This window comes from Aerococcus sanguinicola (genome assembly GCF_008726925.1).
Taxonomy (GTDB): domain Bacteria; phylum Bacillota; class Bacilli; order Lactobacillales; family Aerococcaceae; genus Aerococcus.
The window spans coordinates 104,561-125,496 of the sequence record NZ_VYWO01000003.1 but is presented as its reverse complement, the minus strand read 5'-3'; the positions used below and the strand labels follow the sequence as shown (position 1 = coordinate 125,496).

21 protein-coding genes are annotated in these 20,936 nt (G+C 51.2%); 3 read left to right on the top strand and 18 right to left on the bottom strand.

Annotated elements, in window-relative coordinates:
* The first annotated feature begins 85 nt into the window (after nucleotides 1–85).
* The gene (locus tag F6I03_RS05860; RefSeq protein WP_070430045.1) at nucleotides 86–1,447 is read left to right on the top strand and encodes an FAD-dependent oxidoreductase; all 1,362 of its coding nucleotides are present in this window, start codon (nucleotides 86–88) and stop codon (nucleotides 1,445–1,447) included.
* Between the two features lie 233 nt (nucleotides 1,448–1,680).
* Nucleotides 1,681–2,046: a PH domain-containing protein gene (locus tag F6I03_RS05855; RefSeq protein WP_070430046.1), complete on the top strand. Its 366-nt coding sequence runs from the start codon at nucleotides 1,681–1,683 to the stop codon at nucleotides 2,044–2,046.
* Between the two features lie 763 nt (nucleotides 2,047–2,809).
* Here the strand turns inward: F6I03_RS05855 and dhaM are convergent.
* The 7 genes from dhaM to F6I03_RS09985 form a co-directional block, all read right to left on the bottom strand.
* Nucleotides 2,810–3,178, bottom strand: coding sequence for a dihydroxyacetone kinase phosphoryl donor subunit DhaM (gene dhaM / locus F6I03_RS05850; RefSeq protein ID WP_070430062.1), 369 nt, complete (start codon nucleotides 3,176–3,178; stop codon nucleotides 2,810–2,812).
* Entirely contained in the window at nucleotides 3,171–3,761 is a 591-nt protein-coding gene (gene dhaL / locus F6I03_RS05845; protein ID WP_070430047.1) for a dihydroxyacetone kinase subunit DhaL, read from the bottom strand. Before dhaL ends, dhaM begins: the two co-directional genes overlap by 8 nt.
* A 4-nt stretch (nucleotides 3,762–3,765) precedes the next feature.
* Entirely contained in the window at nucleotides 3,766–4,746 is a 981-nt protein-coding gene (gene dhaK / locus F6I03_RS05840; RefSeq protein ID WP_070430048.1) for a dihydroxyacetone kinase subunit DhaK, read from the bottom strand.
* Nucleotides 4,747–4,955: 209 nt separating this feature from the next.
* The gene (locus F6I03_RS05835; RefSeq protein WP_070430049.1) at nucleotides 4,956–5,699 is read right to left on the bottom strand and encodes a CPBP family intramembrane glutamic endopeptidase; all 744 of its coding nucleotides are present in this window, start codon (nucleotides 5,697–5,699) and stop codon (nucleotides 4,956–4,958) included.
* Between the two features lie 191 nt (nucleotides 5,700–5,890).
* Nucleotides 5,891–6,241 carry a 50S ribosomal protein L19 gene (gene rplS, locus F6I03_RS05830; protein WP_070430050.1) on the bottom strand — a complete coding sequence of 117 codons (351 nt, stop codon included), beginning with the start codon at nucleotides 6,239–6,241 and terminating at the stop codon, nucleotides 5,891–5,893.
* A gap of 119 nt (nucleotides 6,242–6,360) precedes the next feature.
* Nucleotides 6,361–7,068, bottom strand: a complete 708-nt coding sequence (locus F6I03_RS05825) for an HAD family hydrolase (protein ID WP_070430051.1) — start codon at nucleotides 7,066–7,068, stop codon at nucleotides 6,361–6,363.
* 356 nt (nucleotides 7,069–7,424) lie between these two features.
* Nucleotides 7,425–7,478 carry a hypothetical protein gene (locus F6I03_RS09985; RefSeq protein WP_371326173.1) on the bottom strand — a complete coding sequence of 18 codons (54 nt, stop codon included), beginning with the start codon at nucleotides 7,476–7,478 and terminating at the stop codon, nucleotides 7,425–7,427.
* Nucleotides 7,479–7,570: 92 nt separating this feature from the next.
* Here F6I03_RS09985 and tpiA point away from each other — a divergent pair, with 92 nt between their 5' ends.
* Nucleotides 7,571–8,326, top strand: coding sequence for a triose-phosphate isomerase (tpiA, locus tag F6I03_RS05820; protein WP_070430052.1), 756 nt, complete (start codon nucleotides 7,571–7,573; stop codon nucleotides 8,324–8,326).
* Nucleotides 8,327–9,195: 869 nt separating this feature from the next.
* Here tpiA and F6I03_RS05815 read toward each other — a convergent pair.
* From F6I03_RS05815 to rpsP, 11 genes are all read right to left on the bottom strand, one after another.
* Complete coding sequence (locus F6I03_RS05815) at nucleotides 9,196–9,438, bottom strand: hypothetical protein (RefSeq protein ID WP_070430053.1); 243 nt, start codon at nucleotides 9,436–9,438, stop codon at nucleotides 9,196–9,198.
* Nucleotides 9,439–9,470: 32 nt separating this feature from the next.
* Nucleotides 9,471–9,629, bottom strand: a complete 159-nt coding sequence (locus F6I03_RS05810) for a glycine zipper family protein (RefSeq protein ID WP_141737816.1) — start codon at nucleotides 9,627–9,629, stop codon at nucleotides 9,471–9,473.
* A 515-nt stretch (nucleotides 9,630–10,144) separates the two neighbouring features.
* Nucleotides 10,145–10,855, bottom strand: coding sequence for an MIP/aquaporin family protein (locus F6I03_RS05805; protein ID WP_070626161.1), 711 nt, complete (start codon nucleotides 10,853–10,855; stop codon nucleotides 10,145–10,147).
* 12 nt (nucleotides 10,856–10,867) lie between these two features.
* A complete protein-coding gene (gene glpO, locus F6I03_RS05800; RefSeq protein WP_070430055.1) occupies nucleotides 10,868–12,700 on the bottom strand; it encodes a type 1 glycerol-3-phosphate oxidase in 1,833 nt (610 codons plus the stop codon).
* Nucleotides 12,701–12,712: 12 nt separating this feature from the next.
* Nucleotides 12,713–14,230, bottom strand: a complete 1,518-nt coding sequence (glpK, locus tag F6I03_RS05795) for a glycerol kinase GlpK (protein ID WP_150983085.1) — start codon at nucleotides 14,228–14,230, stop codon at nucleotides 12,713–12,715.
* 1,206 nt (nucleotides 14,231–15,436) lie between these two features.
* The gene (locus F6I03_RS05790) at nucleotides 15,437–16,861 is read right to left on the bottom strand and encodes a helix-turn-helix domain-containing protein (protein ID WP_070430058.1); all 1,425 of its coding nucleotides are present in this window, start codon (nucleotides 16,859–16,861) and stop codon (nucleotides 15,437–15,439) included.
* Entirely contained in the window at nucleotides 16,851–18,194 is a 1,344-nt protein-coding gene (locus F6I03_RS05785; RefSeq protein WP_070430059.1) for an FAD/NAD(P)-binding oxidoreductase, read from the bottom strand. Before F6I03_RS05785 ends, F6I03_RS05790 begins: the two co-directional genes overlap by 11 nt.
* Before the next feature lie 268 nt (nucleotides 18,195–18,462).
* Nucleotides 18,463–19,209 carry a tRNA (guanosine(37)-N1)-methyltransferase TrmD gene (trmD, locus tag F6I03_RS05780; protein ID WP_070430060.1) on the bottom strand — a complete coding sequence of 249 codons (747 nt, stop codon included), beginning with the start codon at nucleotides 19,207–19,209 and terminating at the stop codon, nucleotides 18,463–18,465.
* Nucleotides 19,209–19,733: a ribosome maturation factor RimM gene (gene rimM, locus F6I03_RS05775; protein ID WP_070430061.1), complete on the bottom strand. Its 525-nt coding sequence runs from the start codon at nucleotides 19,731–19,733 to the stop codon at nucleotides 19,209–19,211. Before rimM ends, trmD begins: the two co-directional genes overlap by 1 nt.
* A gap of 474 nt (nucleotides 19,734–20,207) precedes the next feature.
* The gene (locus F6I03_RS05770; protein ID WP_070430027.1) at nucleotides 20,208–20,456 is read right to left on the bottom strand and encodes a KH domain-containing protein; all 249 of its coding nucleotides are present in this window, start codon (nucleotides 20,454–20,456) and stop codon (nucleotides 20,208–20,210) included.
* Between the two features lie 17 nt (nucleotides 20,457–20,473).
* Nucleotides 20,474–20,746, bottom strand: a complete 273-nt coding sequence (gene rpsP / locus F6I03_RS05765) for a 30S ribosomal protein S16 (protein WP_067972242.1) — start codon at nucleotides 20,744–20,746, stop codon at nucleotides 20,474–20,476.
* Between the last annotated feature and the right edge of the window lie 190 nt (nucleotides 20,747–20,936).

Sequence of the window (20,936 nt, the reverse complement as noted above, 5' to 3'; positions counted from 1 at the left end):
CCCTTCCAAATGAAAGCCTTTTGCTTGTGAATTTTTTCCTTTTGTACTAGCATGGACTTAGAATAAAATTTAAGGAGGAGTTATCATGAAAGTTGTTGTTGTTGGGACATCCCATGCGGGTTACGAAATGGTTCAAACCCTGCTCAAGGCAGACCAAGACATCGAAATTGATCTCTATGAAAGCGGAAGCACCATGTCCTTCCTCTCTTGTGGGATCCAGTCTTACTTAGAAGGCAAGTCCGACCATCTGGATGACCTCCACTATGCGACCGAAGACTCTTACAAGAAACAAGGAGTCAATGCTTATACCAATAGCCAAGTGGTTGCCATTGATAGTGATGCCAAGGAAGTTACGGTTAAAGATGACCAAGGTGACCACCAAGTTAGCTACGACAAGCTTTTCTTAAGTCCAGGGGCTGTGCCCGTTGAACTGCCCATCGAAGGTACCGACCTTGACCATGTTTACTATCTCCGCGGCCGTGACTGGGCAGACCGTGTGAAAGAACGCATGGCGGATGCTAAAGAAGCCGTTGTCGTTGGGGGCGGTTATATCGGGATTGAAGCGGCTGAAGCCTTCACCAAGGCTGGCATCAAGACCACAGTGATCGATAGCCAAGACCGCATCTTGCCGACCTACTTAGATAAGGAATTCACTGACGTCCTCGAAGCCCATGCTGCTGACAAAGGCCTTGACTTCCACGGCGGCGAATGCGTCCAATCCATCGAAGGAAAAGATGGCCAAGTTGCCAAAGTCATCACCGACAAGGGCGAATACCCTGCCGATACAGTTCTCTTCGCTGTTGGCGTGAAACCAAACACCGAATGGCTCAAGGGTACTTTAGAATTAGATGACAAGGGCTTCGTGAAAGTTAATGAATACCTGGAATCATCTGTTAAAGACATCTATGTTGCCGGGGATGCCACCGAAATCCCATTCACCCCAACTGGTAAAGGCAAGGCTATCGCTCTCGCCAGCAATGCCCGCCGTCAAGCAGTAATGGCTGCGCAAAACATTATCGCTGGGGAAAACAAATTCAAGTCCCCTAGCGTTAACGGGACCAGCGGCTTAGCCCTCTTCGACTACCACTTTGCGGCAACTGGAGTTAAGGATTGCGACAAGGCAGAGGTAGACGGCGAAGTAGAAAGCAAATTCCTACAAATCCCTGTCCTACCTAAGTTTATGAATGACGACCAAGATGTCTTCATGAAGATCCATTACCGCAAGGATGACCACAAGTTAGTCGGGGCACAAATCATGTCCACCATCAACTTAGCTCGTGACATCAACACCCTATCCGTTGCCATCTCCGCCGGTTGGACCCTAGAAGACCTCGCCTTAGCCGACTTCTTCTTCCAACCCGAATACGACAACACTTGGAACTACCTCAACCAAGTGGCCCAAGAAGCCCTCGGCCAACGCTTCGGTAGCGACAAGCAACTATTCTAAAAAAGGGTGTGAGAGGATGCGGTAGAAAGGGACCTCTGGAGTAAAAGACCAGAGAAGGCTAAAAGCCTTCGACGGGCTTTTGCGAAGAGGAGCCCTTTCTGCATCCTCGAACCCGACTATAGGGTGTGAGGGAGCCCTCTCAGCTCCCATCACTTAGACAATTAAAGCTAGGCGACCTGCCTAGCTTTTTTGCTTACAATTTGTTACACTTAAGCAAAAAAAAGGAGGATCCTATGTCTGAAATTAATGAAGTGGCATCCTGGATTTTTAACGAAGAAGTGCCTGTTCCAGCTGATATTCAAGGCATGCTCGTGCCCGGTGAAGAAGCCTTTCGCGCCTTTAAGACCATCCGCGATATTGCGATCTTTACTAACAAGCGTTTGATTGTCCGCGACAGCCAAGGCTTGACCGGCAAAAAGATTGAAATCTACAGCCTTCCCTACCGGTCCATCACCATGTGGTCCACAGAAAATGCGGGACGGCTGGACTTAACTTCTGAAATCGAACTCTGGACCAGAGCTGGCCATATCAAGATCAGCCTGGGCCGCAAGGTAGATGTCCGCGAATTCGATGACCTCTTAGCCCGCGTTTGCCTTTAATGAAACAAGAAAAAGTGCCGCCTTCTCTTCTTAGCGAGAGGGGCGACACTTTTTTACTTTTCACTACAAGCTCGTGATTAAAGCGATCGTCTTGGTAAGGTTCTGATGCGCAGGAGGGAAGCTTTAAAGTTGAGACCTAGCCACAGCTTCCTAAAAGTCCATTTAAAAAGCAAGTAAAGCGAATTACGGAGCGTAGGCGTCAGCCGTACGGTCCGTTTGAGATTTGCTAGGTGAGAAGGATGTAGCAACGCTGCTGCCGCAGCCTTGAACTTCATCTCTAAGTCGCTTCGCTCCAAGAGCTGAAGCTGCCCGAACCGGTGGTGTTTAGCCGTAGGAGCAAAGCGATGTACGGATAAAGTACGAGACGGCACCAGCCGTGCTCGAACGCCTAAGCATTCAAGGACCAAATTCAAAAACGAACAGCTCCTCACCCAAAGCAAATGCACAATAAAAACCAGGCACAATTACCTGATCTTTATCAATTCATTTTTGAGCAGCCTCTCCATTCATTACACTTGAAATAGCTAACTGCTATACAATAATAATTTACTTTAGGTTTGTGAGCAGGAGTGGAGTTTTGAAGTTGGTCCTTAGCCATGAAAAAGCAAGTAAAGCGAATTACGGAGCGTAGGCGTCAGCCGTACGGTCCGTTTGAGATTTGCTAGGCGAGAGACCGAGGCTCGAGCCGGTGCCATGGCTCTTCAAGGACCAAATTCAAAAACGAAACGGATGCTCACTAGCACCATCTATTTCCAGGAAATTTCTATTTCACCACTAAATCCTTCAGCTGCTTCTCCATTTCTTCCTGGTTCAAGCCGGCCTGGGTCAGGGCAGCAGCATTGTAGGCACCTTCGACGAAAGCAGTGTCGTAGATGGTGATCGGCTTATCGGTCATCTCCTGGACCATCTCCAGGTTCATCTTGGCCGAACCCAGGTCATAGAAGGCATAGATCTGGTCGGCCTCAGTCTGGTCGATAGCGGCTTGGATCCGTTCAAAAGAGGTCCCAATCCCGCCGTCTTCAAGACCGGCTGCTTGGATGATTTCCACATCCTGGGCCACTTCCCCTAAGAGGGCTGCCACACCTTGGGCCAGGTCTGCCACATGGGAGACTAAGAGGATTGCACTAGTCATGGCCAACACCTGCTTCCACTAAGGCCTTGAGCCAGTAAGATGTGGACATGGCTCCCGGGTCGATATGACCGACTGACCGTTCCCCCACATAGGAGGCCCGACCTTTGCGCGCCTGCATGTCCTCGGTCGCTTGGACCCAGCCATCAATCTGGTCAGCGGTCAAGTCCCCCTCTTGGAGGGCTTCCGCCGCGGGCAGCCAGACATCCAACATGGTCTTATCCCCGGCCTGGGCGTGGCCGCGCTTGGCAATCCCATCCGCTGCTGCCTGGATAGCCCCTGCCCAGTCACCTTCTTGGCTTTGCAGGGCCTTGGACATCTCTAAGAAGGCTGTCCCGTAGAGCGGGCCCGAAGCACCACCCACCTTGGACATCATGGCCATAGCGGCGGTCTTTAAGAGGTCAACAACAGAAGCCTCTTCCTTTCCCGCTAACATCTCTTGGAGGCCATCCACGCCCCGCTTCATGTTACCGCCATGGTCCCCGTCCCCGATCGGCGTATCCAGTTCAGACAGATAGTCTTTGTTCTCTGTAATTTTTTGGCTAAAAAGTTCTAAGGCTTCACGCACAGCTTGTTCTTGGCTCATTCGTCTACCATCCTTCCACGTCAACATCAGCTTCAAGTAAGTCCAGCCAGCCATCTTCTAACTTCAAAAAAGTGAGGGAAATGCCGGCCATATCAATCGAGGTCATCAGGTTACCGACCTTGGTGAAGGCAATGTCTAGGCCCTCATCGGCTAGAAGGTCCATGACATCGTTTAAGAAGATATACTGCTCCATCAGTGGGGTCGCCCCCATGCCGTTCACGAGGAGGGCATAGCGGTCGCCGGCCTGCCAGTTATTGTAGGCCTTCAACTTCTCCAACATTTCCTGGGCCATGGCGCGGGAGGGCTGGAGTTTTTCACGCTTATAGCCAGGTTCACCGTGGATGCCCACGCCGAATTCGATCTCGTCATCGGCCAGGTTGAAGCCCTGCTTGCCGGATTCTGGAACAGTGGCGCCGGACAAGGCTAGGCCGATAGAAGAGAGATGGTCAACCACTTCCTGACCCAGGCCTACCAAGTCGTCTAAGCTCGCGCCTGACCGGGCTGCTGCGCCGAGGATCTTGTGGACCAAGACTGTCCCGGCTACCCCGCGCTTGCCCTGGGTGAAGTCGGAATCTTCCACGGCAATGTCATCATCCACAACCACCTTGCCCACCGGAATATCCTCCATCTCAGCCATCTCCATGGCCATCTCGAAGTTCATAATATCGCCGGAATAGTTCTTGATCACCAGCATGACCCCCTGGCCCTGGTTGGCTTCCTGGATGGCCCGGTAGACCTGGTCGGAGGTCGGAGAGGTGAAGACCTGACCGCAGACTGCCCCAGCCAGCATGCCATCCCCGATAAAGCCCGCATGACTGGGTTCGTGGCCGCTGCCTCCCCCACTGATCACCGAAACTTGGTCGCCCCGGTCCTTAGCCAGGAGCACCCCCGTTCCTTCAATCCGCTCTAAGTTAGGATTGGCCCAGACCATGCCCGAAAGCATCTCATCGACCACATCCGACGCTTGGTTGATAATCTTTTTCATAAGCGATCTTTCCTTTCTTTCATTAGGCACACATTCTTGTCCCTTCTAATTTACCACAAAAGCGCTTTCTTTTCTATTCTTTGCTTCTTTATTAAGGGGGGACTTGAGCCTAGCGGATGATCAAACTCAAGACGGAACGGATGCCCACTAGTACAATTTGATAAAGAAAGCAAAAAGCCCCCAGCCGGATCAGACTGGGAGCTGGACACTTAGCCGAAGACTTGGAAGAGGTAAGTGCCTAAGAGAATAATAGCCGCAAAACCATTATTCATCATATGGAGAAGGATCGCATCCTTGAGATTCCTCCGCCGGCGATAGGCCAGGTAGAGGGCGACCCCTATGATGATATACATGAGGGCCTCGATGATGTTACTGGACAAGTGGTTGAGACCGAAGATCAACGAACTCAAGACCAGGGGCCACCAGAAACTTTCTGCCTTGAAGAAGAGGTGCTGGAAGATGCCCCGGAAAACCAATTCTTCTAAGAAAGGCACCGCAAAGCCCATCATAATAAAGAAGGCAATGTTAGAGATAGGAGAGATTAGGTCTGGATCGCCTGAGAAGAGCATCTGGTCATTGGCCGATACCCCGGTCTCATAGACAGCTTGATTGGCCATGGTCAAGACCACCACTGCCAGGCGGACCCCAATATAATAAAGGAAGACAATCCCCACGTCCTTCCAGCCCAAGCGGTCGAAGTTATCCTTGCCCTGGGCACGCTTGTAATAGAAGTTATAGAGAAAACGATAGGTCACATAAGCAAAGGCCAAAACTAAGAGGGTCAAGCCAGCCACCACAGGCCAGGAAAATCTATGGGAATTACCATTAACCACAAGCATTAAGCCCATGGGCAGGGTCCCCCAGATCATCAGGCCAAGCCATTTCAAGATATCCAAGAAGCGGTGACCCCAACCCTTCTCTTCATTACTGGTCGTCGTATATTCTTCAGTCATTGTCGCAACCTCCTTTGCCTCCATTGTAGCATAGGCCAAAAGCCCAACTCAATTGAAAAGGAAAAGCCTTACAAAGAGAGGGCTTTGCTTCTTGGTCAAGCCGTTCACCAGCGCAAGGATGATCATTTTACAAGTAATAACAGAGACAAAAAAAGCAGCAGGACAAGCCCACTGCTTTCAATTCAATCGATCTATTTACGACGGCGTTCTGGAATACGAGCAGCCTTACCGTGACGATCACGTAAGTAGTATAATTTCGCACGACGAACTTTACCTTGACGGATCACTTCGATTTGGTCAACACGTGGGGTGTGAACTGGGAAAGTCCGTTCCACGCCAACACCACTTGAAATCTTACGAACAGTGTAAGTTTCGCTGATGCCTTGGCCACGGCGTTTGATAACAACACCTTCAAAGATCTGAATACGTTCGCGGTCACCTTCGACAACCTTAGCGTGGACACGAACGGTGTCACCAGGACGGAAGTCTGGGATGTCAGAACGTAATTGTTCGTTTGTGATAGCTTCAATTAATTTACTCATGTTTTTTCTCCTTCCAACAAACACTCATAGCAGGCAGACCTGCTAGCGGAATATCGTTTGATACGTGACAATAACTCACAAGTACGTATTTTAACAGATTAGACTGAGCTTGTAAAGGTTTAGTTGAGATTTTTTTGGACCCAAGTGAGGACTTCTGAGAAGTCGGCACACTCCTGGTCGACATAGCTGGCTACCCCATCGAAGTCTCGGTCCCGGTGGTTGAGCCAGACGGTGTGGAAACCCGCTTCCTTAGCGGCCACCATGTCATGCTTGAAGTTATCCCCGAAGTAAACACTCTCTTCGGCTTGAATCCCCATCCGCTGGCAAATCATATCAAAGATTTCGCCTTCCGGTTTGGCCACGCCCACTTCTTCTGACACCAGGATATAGTCTGCTGGAATCCAGGCCGTTAAGCCCATGGTCTCGACCTTGGCCCACTGCTTGGCGGTCTCCCCATTGGTAATAACGCCCATGGGCTGGCCAGCTGCCTGAATTAAATCGAGGACTTGGCGCATATCCGCCTGCAGGGTCAGGTCTTTTTGGTAGCGTTGGTAGGCCTCTTGGAAGGCCCAGCCTTCTTCACTGGAAATAGCAATCCCATCATCGGCCAGGGGCGCTTGGATCCGCTTGATCTGCATCTGCTTGATGCCCTCGGGGTCGAAGGCCAGGCCGGGGAATTCCGTATCCGAAATATAGCGGCTCTTTTTATACCAGATTGGTGCCCGGTCCTGGTCCAAGTCGGGAAAGACCTCGGTCAAGGCCCGGCGGAAGGGGTCCATCTGGTCATAGAGGGTGTCATCGATATCAAAAATAAAGTTCTTCAGCATAAGCTCTCCTTCTCTATCGCTCCCTAATGGTCATATCTCCCCTATTCTATCACACTTCCTGCTAGGAAGACCGGAATGAGAAAAAATTTAGACTAGGCGTCATAAATTTCGCTTGGTCGAAATTTCTGTTGCTTACTAGTCGGGTTCGGTCTGGCAGCTTTCCTTCACCCCCTGTCTAGTCGGGTTCGCAAAGGCAGAAAAGGAGTGACTTCAGCAAAGTGGAACGATCGGCTCAAGCCGCTCTTATCCGCTTTGCCTCCAGTCATCCCTTTCTAAGGGCCTTTGCTCACACCCTATCCAAGTCGGGCTCGAGGATGCAGAAAGGGCTCCTCTTCACAAAAGTCCGTCGAAGGCTTTCAGCCCTCTCTGTCCTTTTGCTCCAGAGGTCCCTTTCTCCCGCATCCTCTCACACCCTATGAGAATTTTTTCACTTTATCATAGTGTTTTCATGACAAAAATGGTAAAATACAGGTGTACTTAATTTCTGAAGGGAGATTTTAAATTGGTTAAGACAATTATTGCCGGAAACTGGAAATTAAATAAAACTGCAGGGGAAGCCAAAAGCTTCATCGATGACTTGAAAGCTCAAGTCGACGGAAGTGTGGACGCTGACGTTGTGGTTATCCCACCTGCCCTCTTCGTTGCTGATGCTGTGGAACGTACTCAAGGTTCTGCCCTTAAAGTTGGGGCTCAAAACTGCTACTCTGAAGATAGCGGTGCCTACACAGGTGAAACCAGCCCTGCTGCCTTGAGCGACTTAGGCGTGGACTATGTGGTGCTCGGCCACTCCGAACGCCGCGAAATCTTCAAAGAAACTGACGAAGATATCAACGCCAAGGTCAAAGCTGCCCTCGACAACAAGTTGACCCCTATCCTCTGTGTGGGTGAAAGCTTGGAACAACGTGAAGCCAACGAATACATTGCCTTCATCACCGAACAATTAAAGGCTGCCCTCAAAGGCCTAGACGCTAACGACATCTCACACGTTGTCTTCGCCTACGAACCTATCTGGGCCATCGGTACTGGCAAAACAGCTTCTGCCCAAGATGCTGAAGAAGTTTGTGCTGAAATCCGTCAAGTCATTGCTGAATTGACCTCTGAAGATGTGGCTAAAGAAGCCAGCATCCTCTACGGCGGTTCCGTTAAAGCCGCTAACGCCAAAGAAATCCTCTCCCAAGACAACATCAACGGTGTTCTCGTTGGTGGCGCCAGTCTTGAAGTAGACAGCTTCACTGGGATTATTGATGGCGCGAAATAAGTCCATCTAGCATTATCAATGAATAGAGCCCCCAAAAGCCCGGCACTGACCAGCTTTTGGGGGCTTTGTTAATAATAAGGTTTAATACACAAAAAAGATGCTAGTAAATTCCTGTCGAATTCACTAACACCTCCACATTATAGGATTAAGACGTCAAATTTTCCTGAGTTTATTTCGCTTAACATTAGTAGGACTCATAACTTCCTAAGCTCGACCAGCATATAGAGCCCAATAGCCAATATAATGTACTTGATAACCAGATACACATTATCGGCTATATAGCTGGGACCCGTAGAATGTGCAATCAATATTGCTAGCATCGTCATAAGAAGTCCCGTGTAAATATTCTTTTTGGTTTGATTTTTCATAGCTTACACCCCTTCTTAGTTAGTGACTAGTCAGTGAGCGCCATAAGCGGTTCTTAGTAACACAGCAAGGCGACTTGAGAACAACCATTGCTTGTTCCTATCTTACAAACTTAGTATAGCAATAAACAAAAGCGCTTTCAAATGTCATGATTGAGTGATTTCTTAATTTAAGTGTCAAAGAGGAGAATATTAATTCTTAATAGCTATACAGGCCTCCTAACGGTATGCGTTGGGAGGCCTGCTTTTATTTTATAGTAATTAAATAAGGATAAGCTCTTAATCGTAGGCTTTAGACATCAAGATTCGAATAATTACAAAGATGATCACAAATGAAAGGAAATCGACCAAAAGATTGTCTAAATTTATCCAATTTCCTAGCACACTTTGAATAATAAAGGCTAGGGCAAGGATTACCACATCGAGTATAAATTTCTTCATAGTGCCTCCTTAAATTGAATGATTCTTCAAATTTTGACTGTCTTTTTCGCTAAGGATCAATAGTCACAGTCTCTCAATATAAAAAAGTAAAAAGTCAGGGCAATGATCACTGCGGGAAGGATAGCGATTAAATTGTAAGTCAAAAACTTCTGTAGGACAAAGACCACAATATGACTGGCAGAACTGTCCAGCACATACTGAAACTTCCCAAATCCCATCTACAATAATAGTAATCGCAAAGATAATGAAATAGGCATAAAAACCATATTTCAAGCTCAATTTCCCCTTCATCGTTTGGTCCTTCATATAGGGCCTCCTTTTTCTAAATCAACGCTAACTTAATCATCCCTCTTATCGTAAGACTCGAATCCCATTCCGATGCCAGTACCAATTGCAAGACTCAGGCCAATCCCAAGCGGCATATTGTCAACCGTCTGCCCCAGGATCACCCCGACGATAAACGCCAAACCTAGCCAGAGTCCAAAATTATCTTTCATAAAACTCCTCCTCAGACTAGTCACAAGCCTCGGAAACACATCGTCTCTTCAACTTATAAACTTACTGTAAACGTTTCAAAGTCCCATGTCAACAAATATAGTATTTATTTATATTAAAATAAACTGAATTTATATATATATATATATATATATAAACTAGAACTATTATCTTGAAGGAAAAGAAAAAAATTAAACGCATCTCCCTAGCACTCTTTCACTTATTCATCTCCCAACTTAAACCCAATTTTTGATTTGGCAGCAATTCACTCGTGAGCAGGAGTGGAGCTTGAAAGTGATCGTTAGCCATGAACAAGCAAGCGATGTGAATTAGGGATCGTCGGCGTAAGCCGTTACGAGCCCTTTGAAGCTCGCTAGGTGAGGGACCTTGGCCCGAACCGGTGCCATGGCTCTTTAACGATCACTTTCAAGACGGAACGCATGCTCACCAGCACCACTCCCCCAATCCAATCCCAAAACAAAAAGAGCCAGCCCCAAGGCCGACTCTTCCATTCACTTTATGCATTCAACAATAAATCCAGACCTGCTGCAAGTAAGCTCCCTAGCATGGGGCCAAGAATCGGCACCCAGGCATAGGACCACTGGCTGGATCCCTTATGAGGGATGGGCAGGAAGCTATGGGCCAGGCGGGGGCCCAGGTCACGGGCGGGGTTGATGGCATAGCCGGTGGGCCCACCCAGAGAAACGCCGATGCTGACAATCAAGGCAGAGACTACTGCAGTACCAATCCCTGGCGCCATGTCGGTATATGCGAAGGCTAGAATACCGTAAGCCAGGACAAAGGTCCCAATGACCTCGGCAATCACATTATCAAGCGGCGAATCGATGGCCGGTGCCGTGGCGAAGGTCCCCAGGATAGTATCTGGATCTTCGGTCTGGGCATAGTGGGGCCGGTAGAGGAGCCAGACGCCGCAAGCGCCAAGGATGGCTCCCAGAACCTGGGCGGCGGTATAGGCCAGGAAGGTCCCCCAGCTGATGGCCCCTCTGAGGGCGAAGGCCAAGCTGACCGCTGGGTTGAGATGGGCCGGTCCCATGTGGCCGGTGGCATAGGCGGCGATTGCCACGGCTAGCCCCCAACCGATAGTAATGGCAAGCCAGCCGGCATCCTTGCCCTTGGTCCGGTCCAGGCTGACATTGGCCACCACCCCGTCCCCTAGGAGGACGAGGAAGGCCGTTCCGAGGAATTCTCCAATGACATCTGTGGGCATGGTGGTCCCTCCTTAATGGGCCTTGAGCTGGGCCAGGTCGTTTTCTTCAATGGTGGCTTGTAATTGGTCCAGCTGGGCTTGTTTTTCATCTGCTGTCCAATCATAGGCTGCTGCCATGATGTCCAAGACTGGTTCGATCATGTGGTCCACTTCATCCCGCTTGAAGAGCAGGTAGTTGGTCCGGCGGAGGAAGTAGTCCACTGGGGTCAGGGTCAGTTCATAGGCCATGGCATAGGCCAGCATGATATTTTCCTTGAGGGTTAGGCGGTCATCCAGCTCAATTTGGTCAACGAGTTGGAAGACTTGGGGAGCGTTGGACCCGTAGAGGGCAGCAATCTCGTAGGCTTCCTCATTGGTCAAGCCCCGGCTGACACCAATTTGGGCATAGGCTTCGAAGTCGCGTTCGATATTGTCCGGGTTGATCTCCCCGCCTGAAACAGGATAGGTTCTGGAATTGATGGCCCGGAAGTGGCGGTCGAACTTGTCGGCGAGGATGCCGATAATTTTCTCCAGGGCACCTGCAGCCATCTTGCGGTAGTCAGTGATCTTGCCCCCGGCTAAAGTAATCAGGCCATTGTCATCGATGGAGAGGTCGGAACCACGCGACACTTCTGAAGGCTTCAATTGTTGTTCGGACAGGCTGCCTTCCAGGTTAGCCACGACTCCTTCGACCTCTTCCCGGGTCTCTTCCTCATTGAGATAGGCTTGGACGGAATGAATCAATTGGTCGAAGCTCTCATCCGTCAGCTTGCCGCTGTCGCCCCCATTGTAGTCAGAGGATGAGTTGCCTGCCAGGAGAGGACGGAGACCAGCCCAGGAAGATTCCACGTCATCGAGCGTGATCTTAGCCTCTGGAAAGCGCCCGTTGACAGCAGCCAGGAGGTAGTCCACATCGTCTTGGGTCACTTGGGGGTGCTTGAGGTCACCTTGGTAGTCGGTGTCCGTGGTCCCGAAGTAGGTCTTGTTCTCTCTTGGGATGACAAAGATCATCCGGCCGTCCTGGTGGCCACTGTCGAAGTAGACTGGATGGTTGACCTTGAGCTTGGCGGAATCGATCACCAAGTGGACCCCTTTTGTCGGCCGCATCTGGTGGATGGCTTCTTGGTCAGAACGGTCCAAGTTCCGGGTCTTATCGGACCAAGGACCAGTGGTATTGATCACGACCCGGGCCTTGATCTCGAATTCCTCATCGGTCAAGCGGTCCAGGGCGCGAACGCCGGTAATGTCCCCAGCTTCATTATAGGTGTAGCCCACTGCTTGGACCCGGCTAGCAACGAGGGCGCCATCATCTTGGGCCCGCTTGATGTTTTCAATGACGAGGCGGATGTCGCTATTATTGAAGTCGAGATAGCGGCCCCCACCTAGTAGGCCTTCTTCCTTGAGCGCCGGTTCTTCAGCCAGGACTTCTTCCTTAGAGAGGACCTTGTTGGCATAGGGCGAGGTTTGGATGCCTGCCAGGAGGTCGTAGAGGTCCATGGCGACTTTAAGCCGGAAGAGGTTGAAGGTCGCCCCTTCTTCATCATAGACCGGTAAAATCATAGGGTCGGGCTTGGGAATATGGGGGGCAATCTGTTGGACCACCGCCCTTTCCTTAACCGTATCGGACACGACTTCCACGTCGAAGTGCTTGAGGTAGCGGATCCCCCCGTGGACGAGCTTGGTCGACCGGCTGGAGGTCCCTTCAGCGAAGTCCTGCATCTCAATCAGACCCGTCTCTAGGCCTGAAGCAGCGGCTTGAAGGGCGACGCCAGCTCCGGTGATCCCGCCACCGATGACAAGCAGGTCGAGTTCCCGGTCCTGCATCTTTTGAATGGCTTGTTGACGACTTTGGTATGAAAATTTCATGGTAATCCTCCTCTAATCCTTAGCTTCTTCATCTGTCTGATTGGCGAAGACCTGGGTCGCCTTAACGGCCCTAGTCCAGCCCTTGTAGAGTTGTTCCTTGCGGGCATTGTTCATGGACGGGTTGAAGGCTTGGTCGACCGCAGTGAGGGTCTTCAATTCTTCCATATCTTCCCAGTAGCCCACTGCCAGACCTGCCAGGAAGGCCGCACCCAGGGCTGTCGTCTCTAAGTTCTGGGCCCGGGCAATCTCAATGCCTAAGATATCGGCTTGGAACTGCATGAGGTAATTGTTCATGGCGGCCCCACCGTCCACCTTGAGGACATTGATAGGCATACCTGTGTCCTTCTCCATGGTGTCGATGATATCCCGGGTCTGATAGGCCAGGGATTGGAGGGTCGCCTTGACAAAGTCCTCCCGGCTGGTCCCCCGGGTCAGGCCGAAGACCGAACCCCGAGCATCGGAATTCCAGTAGGGCGCGCCTAGGCCAGTGAAGGCTGGCACCACATAGACCTCGTCTTCACTCGTGGAAGCACGGGCCAGGTCTTCGGATTCGGGTGAGGACTGGATCAGCCGCATACCGTCCCGCAGCCACTGGATGGCAGACCCGGCCACGAAGATAGACCCTTCCAAGGCATAGTGGATCTCGCCGTTAATCCCATAGGCAATGGTCGTGATCAGGCGGTTGTCCGAGAGCTGGAAGTCTTCACCGGTATTCATAATAATGAAGGCCCCGGTCCCATAAGTGTTCTTGACCATGCCCGGTTCAAAGGCGAGCTGGCCAAAGAGGGCTGCCTGCTGGTCCCCAGCCATCCCGGCGATAGGAACCTCTGCCCCATAGAAGTGGAAGGGAATGGTGTGGCCGTAGACTTCCGAATTGGACTTAACTTCTGGCAACATAGCACGCGGAATGTTGAGCAGGTCCAAGATCTCTTGGTCCCACTCCAAGTCTCTGAGGTTAAAGAGCATGGTCCGAGCGGCATTGGAATAATCGGTCACATGGCACTTGCCATCGGTGAGCTTCCAGACAATCCAGGAATCAATGGTCCCAAAGAGCAATTCCCCCTTCTCCGCCCGTTCCTGGGCCCCGTCGACATGGTCGAGGATCCAGCGAATCTTGGTCGCGGAGAAGTAAGCATCGATCACTAGACCGGTCTTCTGACGGATCATCTCCGTATGCCCCGCTGCCTTGAGCTGGTTGGCGATGGCTGCGGTCTGCCGGGACTGCCAGACAATGGCATTGTAGATTGGGAGCCCGGTCTCCTTGTCCCAGATGACGGTCGTTTCCCGCTGGTTGGTGATCCCAATCCCTTCAATTTGTTCGGGCTTGAGCCCTGATTCGATAAAGGCCCCTGCAATCACGGATTGAACCGAATTCCAGATCTGGTTGGCATTGTGCTCCACCCAGCCCGCGTGGGGGAAGATCTGGTCGAATTCCTTTTGATAAGAGCCCACGTTCTCCCCCTGGTGGTTGTAGATAATCGCCCGGGTGGACGTGGTGCCCTGGTCAATGGCCATAATATATTTTTCCATCTTAGCCTCCTGTATCTCACTTGGATTAAACGTTGCTTTCTAACTTCTGACCTTATTATACCGGTAGCGCTTACATCAATGGTCTTAACTTTTTTTGGATTTCGAAAAAAGCTGATAGTTCCTTCAGATGGGGATTGTGCTGGTGAGCATGCGTTTCGCTTTTGAATTTGGTCCTTGAAAAGCCATGACACCGGCTCGAGCCTTGGTCTCTCGCCTAGCGAGCCTCAAACGGTGCGTACGGCTGGCGCCTACGCTCCGTAATTCGCAACGCTTGTTTACTCATGGCTAAGGACCAACTTCAACGCTTCACTCCTGCTCACTAAACGAATTGCAAAAATTTCGCTTAGTAGTAGTTCTTATTAAAAGCTTCAATTAGTTCTGCTTTTAATTGATAAGGGTTTGAGATTTTAACTGTTGGTGAGCATACGTTCCGTCTTGAGTCTGTTCGTTAAATGATTAGCGGATCAACAAGACTAAAGCATGGCACCGGTTCAGGCAGCTTCAGCTCTTGGAGCGAAGCGACTTAGAGATGAAGTTCAAGGCTGCGCCAGCAGCGTTGCTACCTTCTCCTCACCTAGCGAGACTCAAACGGAGAGTAAGGCTTACGCCAACTCTCCATAATTCGCTTCGCTTGCTTAGTCATGGCTAACGATCACTTTCAAGCTCCACTCCTGCTCACAAATAGATGGCAAAAATATAATTTCTGTTTGTTTTAAAATAGTCAATAAATATTAAAAAATTAGACAGTGAATTTTTGAGATGTACTTGAACTTTGGAGTCTGGGATTAATCCTTTTCGCATAGCCTTAGTCTAAAGGGGTGAGAATATAATTCTTGTAGTCTTTTTCTATTTTTGTTACGGTGGGGATGTAGCTAAGCCCAGAGAATAATTGCTTTGAGGAATGATTTGTCTATGGAAAAACACAAAAAAATTTCGTTTTGGATAATTGTAAGTCTTTTTACAATCGATCATTTTATTCGATTATTCATTAACCCGAACTGGGGACAAGCGATCCGAGATGTCACAAGTTCCCTCCCCCTAGTCTTAAAAATTATCATTACCCTATTATTTATTATCTTGCTTGTTTGGTTATTCCCATACAAGAATAATAAATAATCAAAATAAGCTTTTGATCAGTCAAAAGGATGAGGCCCCGATTTCAGGCCTCATCCTTTTTTTCTTATTTTCCTCGCCAGGTCTCTCCTTTTAAGGGGCGACGTGCTGGCTGAAGACCTGTTTGAGGTATTTGATATCGTAGGGGGATAAGTTGGCCTTGAGGTAGTAGGTCCGGTCGGGGTCATCGCCGGCTTGGCGGTAGTCGCTGATCAGGAAGTCGTAGGCCATGCCCTCTTGGTAGCTGTCCAGGCTCAGGCGGCGGTGGACTTCGAGTGCTTGGCGCAGGCTAAGTAAGGTCTTCCGGTCCAGGTTGGTCAAGGGGTCGAGGCGGACGGCGACTTGGTAGACCCTTTCTTCTCTAAGCTCTAGGCTCTCCAGGGTCTGGCTCCACTTCCACTGGGCCCAACTGCTGAGCTCGCCCCGGTCTTCCGCTTGGATCTTGAGGGTCTCTTGGCTGACTGCTTTCAAGAGGGTCCTGGCTTCCTTTGCATAGGAGGGCTGGCTTTCCGCTAGAGGGGCTCTGAGGAGGATTCCCTTGAAGTAGCTGAGAGCAGAGAAGCTCTGCCCAGCTTCATAGAGGATGCGGGCCTTTTCCTGCTTGTCTAGCTCGTGCGTGTGGCTGAGCTGGCGGACGGTCCGGGTCGTAGCGGCCATGATCGGTCCCCCGTAGCCTAGGAACTGTTCGTTCACGCTAGCTGAGAGCAGGTAGTTGGACATGAGGAAGAGGAGCTGGACGATCAGGTCGCCCTCCTGGAAGTCCCGAGCCAGTTGGGCCTGGTAGCGGAGGAGGTGCTGGCGGGCCCGCTGATAGAAGGGGCGGTCCTGGAGGTCAGCGGTCACTTGGTAGAGGGTCGCATAGTCCCGGTCCCGCCGCTTGCCCAGGACTTGGCACACATAGAGCCAGAGAGCCAGACGGTCTTCCCCCGCCGGCAGGAAGGGGCCCTTATTGATCCGTTCAAAATAGGACAGGCTGTCCTTGATCCGGTAGCGGGCAAAGACCTGGTTCCGGACGTCGCGGTCGAGGCTGAGCTGGTAGAGCTGGTAGTAGAAGTAAAGAATTTGTTGGTGGGGACCCTTGAGCCGGCCATTGCGAATCTGCAGGTCAAATTCCTGGAGGTCTTGGTTGAGCTGGGCCAAATGCCGGTTGAGGGTGGCTTCAGAGACTGCCAGTTGGTCCGCCAAGTGGTTGATAGCAAATTCGTCATGGTGGAATAAATAATCGAGGATCTGGTACTTGATACTGTCTTGGAGGAAGAAGGCAAGGACGGCTTCTAGGCTGAGGTCTTTAGCCAAGAACAAATCCACCTGGTCCCCCTGCCAGTCCAAGTGCCAGGCGATGGCGCCCTCCTGCCCTGCTTCCTGGATGGCCTTGAGGTACTTGTCCAGGGTGGCTTGGGAGAGGCCCACCTGGTCTTTGAGAGTCTTGGTCCTTAGGGGGCCGGCTGCCTGCATGAGCTGGGTCAGGACCTGGTAGGCCGCGGCCTGACTGCGTTCCATGAGCTGGCTAATCTGCATGCTTGGTCCCTCCTTCGCCTAAGTCTTGGCACCGGCTGCGCCAGTGTTGGTTGATGGCTTGGAACCAGTCAGGAGCGACCAAGGCTTGGCGGCCCTGGTAGAGGTTGGCTTGAAGGCTCAAGAACTGGTCGGTCAAACCAGCCTGGAGGGCCGTGGTCAGGACTGCGACCAGAGACTGGCTTTCGGCCTGGTCAGGCAAGGCAGCTTGGACGCCCCATAAGCGGCCTGTCCCTTGGTCAGAGAGAATCTGGATAGCCAAGTCGCCCTGGTCGAACTGGGTCAGGCAGTAGGCCAGGTCCAGATAATCGGCCTCCACCTGGCTGATCCCGCCGCTAAAGTAGACCACTTGGCCCAGGGTCAGAGCTTCCGTCCGCTGGCTGACCGGTAGGGGGTAGCGGGCCTTATTGAGGTTGAGGGCTGCCAGCCGGCCCGTCTGCTGGGCATGGCCAATTAGAGGCAGGTAGGTCGCCTTTTCCTCAGGACCGAATGGCAGGCGGATCAGGTCCCCGCAGGCAAAGATCCCCGGCTGGGACGTTTGCAGGTAGTCATCCACCCAGACCGTCCCATCCGGATTGCGGGCGATTTGGTCTGGGATCAGATCCGTTTGCGGGGCAAGGCTGATGGCGAAGTGGACCGCATCGGCAGCATAAGTTTCCCGCTGGGTCTTAACCTGGACCCCCGCCTCCCCCGTTTTAAAGTCCTGGTAGGTCTCCTGGCAGTGGACCCTAACGCCTAACTGGGTCAAGTGATCCTGGAGCCGCCGCCCGAGCCAGGCATCGAAGAGCTTGTAGGCCGGATGGGGGCCCGCTTCCAACAAGGTCACGTCCTTGCCAAGTTGGCGGTAACGAGCACTCATCTCAATACCGATCGCCCCTGCTCCAACCACCAGGACCTGGTCTGCTTGGTCCAAAAGAGCATGACTCTGCCTGCTCGACCTCGCATCACGGGTCTGAATCAGGCCTCGGGTCTGGTCAGCGGGTAGTTGGCGCGGATAGGTCTGGCTCCCCATGGCTAGGATTAAATAATCATAAGCTGCCTGCTGGACCTGGTCAGCGCTTCGGTAAGTGATGGTCTGGTCCTCAAGCTGGATGGCCTGGACAGGACTCTCCAAATAGCAGCAAATCCCCTGGGCCGCCAGCAGCTCAGGGTCAACTGTCGCTCCCTGGTCTAAGTCTACCAAGTTCCCTGCTAAGACATCCTTCAAGCTATTAGGACTATAGGCCAGGACTTTCCCCGCTTCAAAAAGCGAAACCGTCGCTTCCGGATAATTTTCCCGGCAGGCCAAGGCCGCCGCAAGGCCAGCAAAAGAGCCGCCAATAATAACAATACGCATCATATTCCCTCCCCTAGGATCGACTTTCTTCCTATTATATAGAGAGTGGGTGGGAAATGCAAAAGAGAATTGGTGCTGAATATTCCACGACTTACCGACTTAAAGGAAGGACTTATGTCGGTTTCTCCACTAGTTACCGACATATCGAAAGACTTGTGTCGCTTTCTCCACTAGTTACCGACATAAGGAAGGACTTGTGGCGCTTGCACCCTTAGTGAGAAGCACGGCAAATAAAAAAACCGGGCACATTTACCCGGTTCTTAAGGATTTATTCTTCACTCTCTTCCTGGTCTGCCTGGATATCCGCTAGCCAAATTTTTTCTTGGTCGGTCAGGTCGTAGTCTTCTAGGAGGTCTGGCCGACGTTCCAAGGTCCGGCGCAGAGATTCTTTCTGCTTCCATTGGGCAATCTTGGCGTGGTCGCCGCTGAGCAGGATGTCTGGCACGGTCATGCCATTGAATTCGCGCGGCCTGGTGTATTGGGGGTGTTCCAGGAGACCGGTAGAGAAGGAATCTTCCACCACTGACTCGGCATTTCCCACTGCTTCGTCCAAGAGGCGGACAGTGGCATCGATCACAGCCATGGCCCCGAGCTCGCCACCGGTTAGGACAAAGTCACCCAGAGAAATTTCATCCGTGACATAGTGGCGGATGCGCTCGTCATAGCCCTCATAGTGGCCACAGATAAAGATGAGATGGTCCGCTTGGGCTAGGGATTCCGCCTGATCCTGGTCGAAGGTCTTCCCGGCTGGGTCCAAGAGAATCACCCGCTTGTCGGTCTCCGGATGGCTGGCCTTGATAGCTTCAAGGGCCCGGTAGATGGGACCCACCTGGAGCAGCATGCCCGCCCCACCGCCGAAAGGATAGTCATCCACGTGGCCGTGCTTATTTTCGGCGTATTGGCGGAAGTCCGTGATGCGGATGTCGACCAGGCCTTTTTCCTGAGCCTTGCCGATGATGGATTGGGTCAAGGGCGCAAACATTTCGGGAAATAAACTGAGAACGTCTATCTGCATTAGTCGATCAATCCTTCCATGGGCTCAATTAAGACATAGCCTTCGTCCAGGTCGACGGTCTTCACGACGTCTTCGATATAGGGCAAGAGGATATCGGCCCCCTTGGCAAAGCGTTGGACATGCCAGACATCATTGGGGCCCAGCGCGGTAATTTCACGGATCCGGCCCAGACGCTTGCCATCCGTCGTCCGGACTTCCAGGCCGATAATGTCTTCATAGTAATAGGCCCCCTCTTCCAGGTCGTCCTCGCGGTCTTCCGCTGCAACCATGAGCACCATCCCCTTGAAGCGCTCCACATCGTTGATGGAGGGATACCCCTTGAAGTGGAGAATGTGGAAATTCTTGTGGAGGTAGTGCTTGTCCACTTCCACTTCCTCAACCGCCTGGCCCTTGTCGAAGAGGGTCAAGCGACTCCCTGGCTGGTAACGCTGGTCGGGAAAATCGGTGGACGAAATTACCCGGACATCGCCCCGGATGCCGTGGGTATTGACCAGTTTGCCCACCTGATAATAAGTCTCTGTCATCTGCATGACCTCCCTTTAATGGTTAAAAAAGCTAGGGCAGAGTCGCCCTAGCTTATTCTAGCATAATTGTGACGTGTTGGTTAGGCCGCAGCCTGTTTAATTAGCTCCTCGCAAAGTCCTTGGGCTCAGGCGGCGATTTGTACTCGGGACTGCCGAGTGCAAATTGCTGCCTGGTGGTTTGCGCTCAGAGCTAGCGAGCGCAATTAGCCGAGCCTAAGCGCTAGCCTTCACACCCTTTATAGTCGGGTTCGACTTGGCAGGCTTGGCGTGATTTCACAAGTCAGAAACGAGCGAATGCTTCGCTCTTTTTCTGACTTGCTCCAATCATCCAAGCCTAAGCGCCAAGTCTCACACCCTTTAGTCGGGTTCAGGCTAGCAGAAATAGCTCCTCTTCGCAAAGATCCGCCGAAGACTTGCAGTCTTCTCTGGCTCTTTGCTCCAGAGGTCTATTTCTCCCGCTAGCCTTCACACCCTTTATTTTTCATCGCGGTCGATGAGTAAGCGGACGCGGCGGTGGTTTTCGACGCGGACGCTATAGAGTATGGTGCGAATGGCATTTGCTACACGGCCACCTTTACCGATCACACGCCCTACATCCTCTGGGTTTAATTGCAGGTGGTATTCTAAGTATTCGTCACCATCGACAATTTCCAGCTGGATATCTTCTGGATATTTTACTAACGGTGTAACAATCGTTAGCAGTAAATTTTCAATATCTGGCATGCTGGGTCATCCTAGTCTTATTTGTTGTTTTTTGCTTCGTGGTGTTTCTTCATGATCCCTTGGCGTGAAAGGATGTTACGAACGGTATCTGTTGGTTGTGCACCGTTAGCTAACCATTTAAGCGCTAATTCTTCATCGAGTACAACTTCTTCTGGTTCAGTTGTTGGGTTGTAAGTCCCGATCTTTTCGATGATACGACCATCACGTGGTGCGCGTGCGTCTGCTGCAACAATACGGTAGAATGGGTTACGTTTCGCACCCATACGTTTTAAACGAATTTTAACTGCCATGAGTTAATTTCCTCCTTGTTTCTTTTCTTAATATTTTTCTTTAATCACATTTGTATACTATATCAGCTTTTCCTGACCTTGTAAAGTATTTTTTCTTTACAGGGCAATTTTTTTGCCAAAATCAGGCCTGAACACCCTGACTTATCCGATAAGACGATGTTGCTTCCCCTAAAATCAAGAAAAGGGCAAG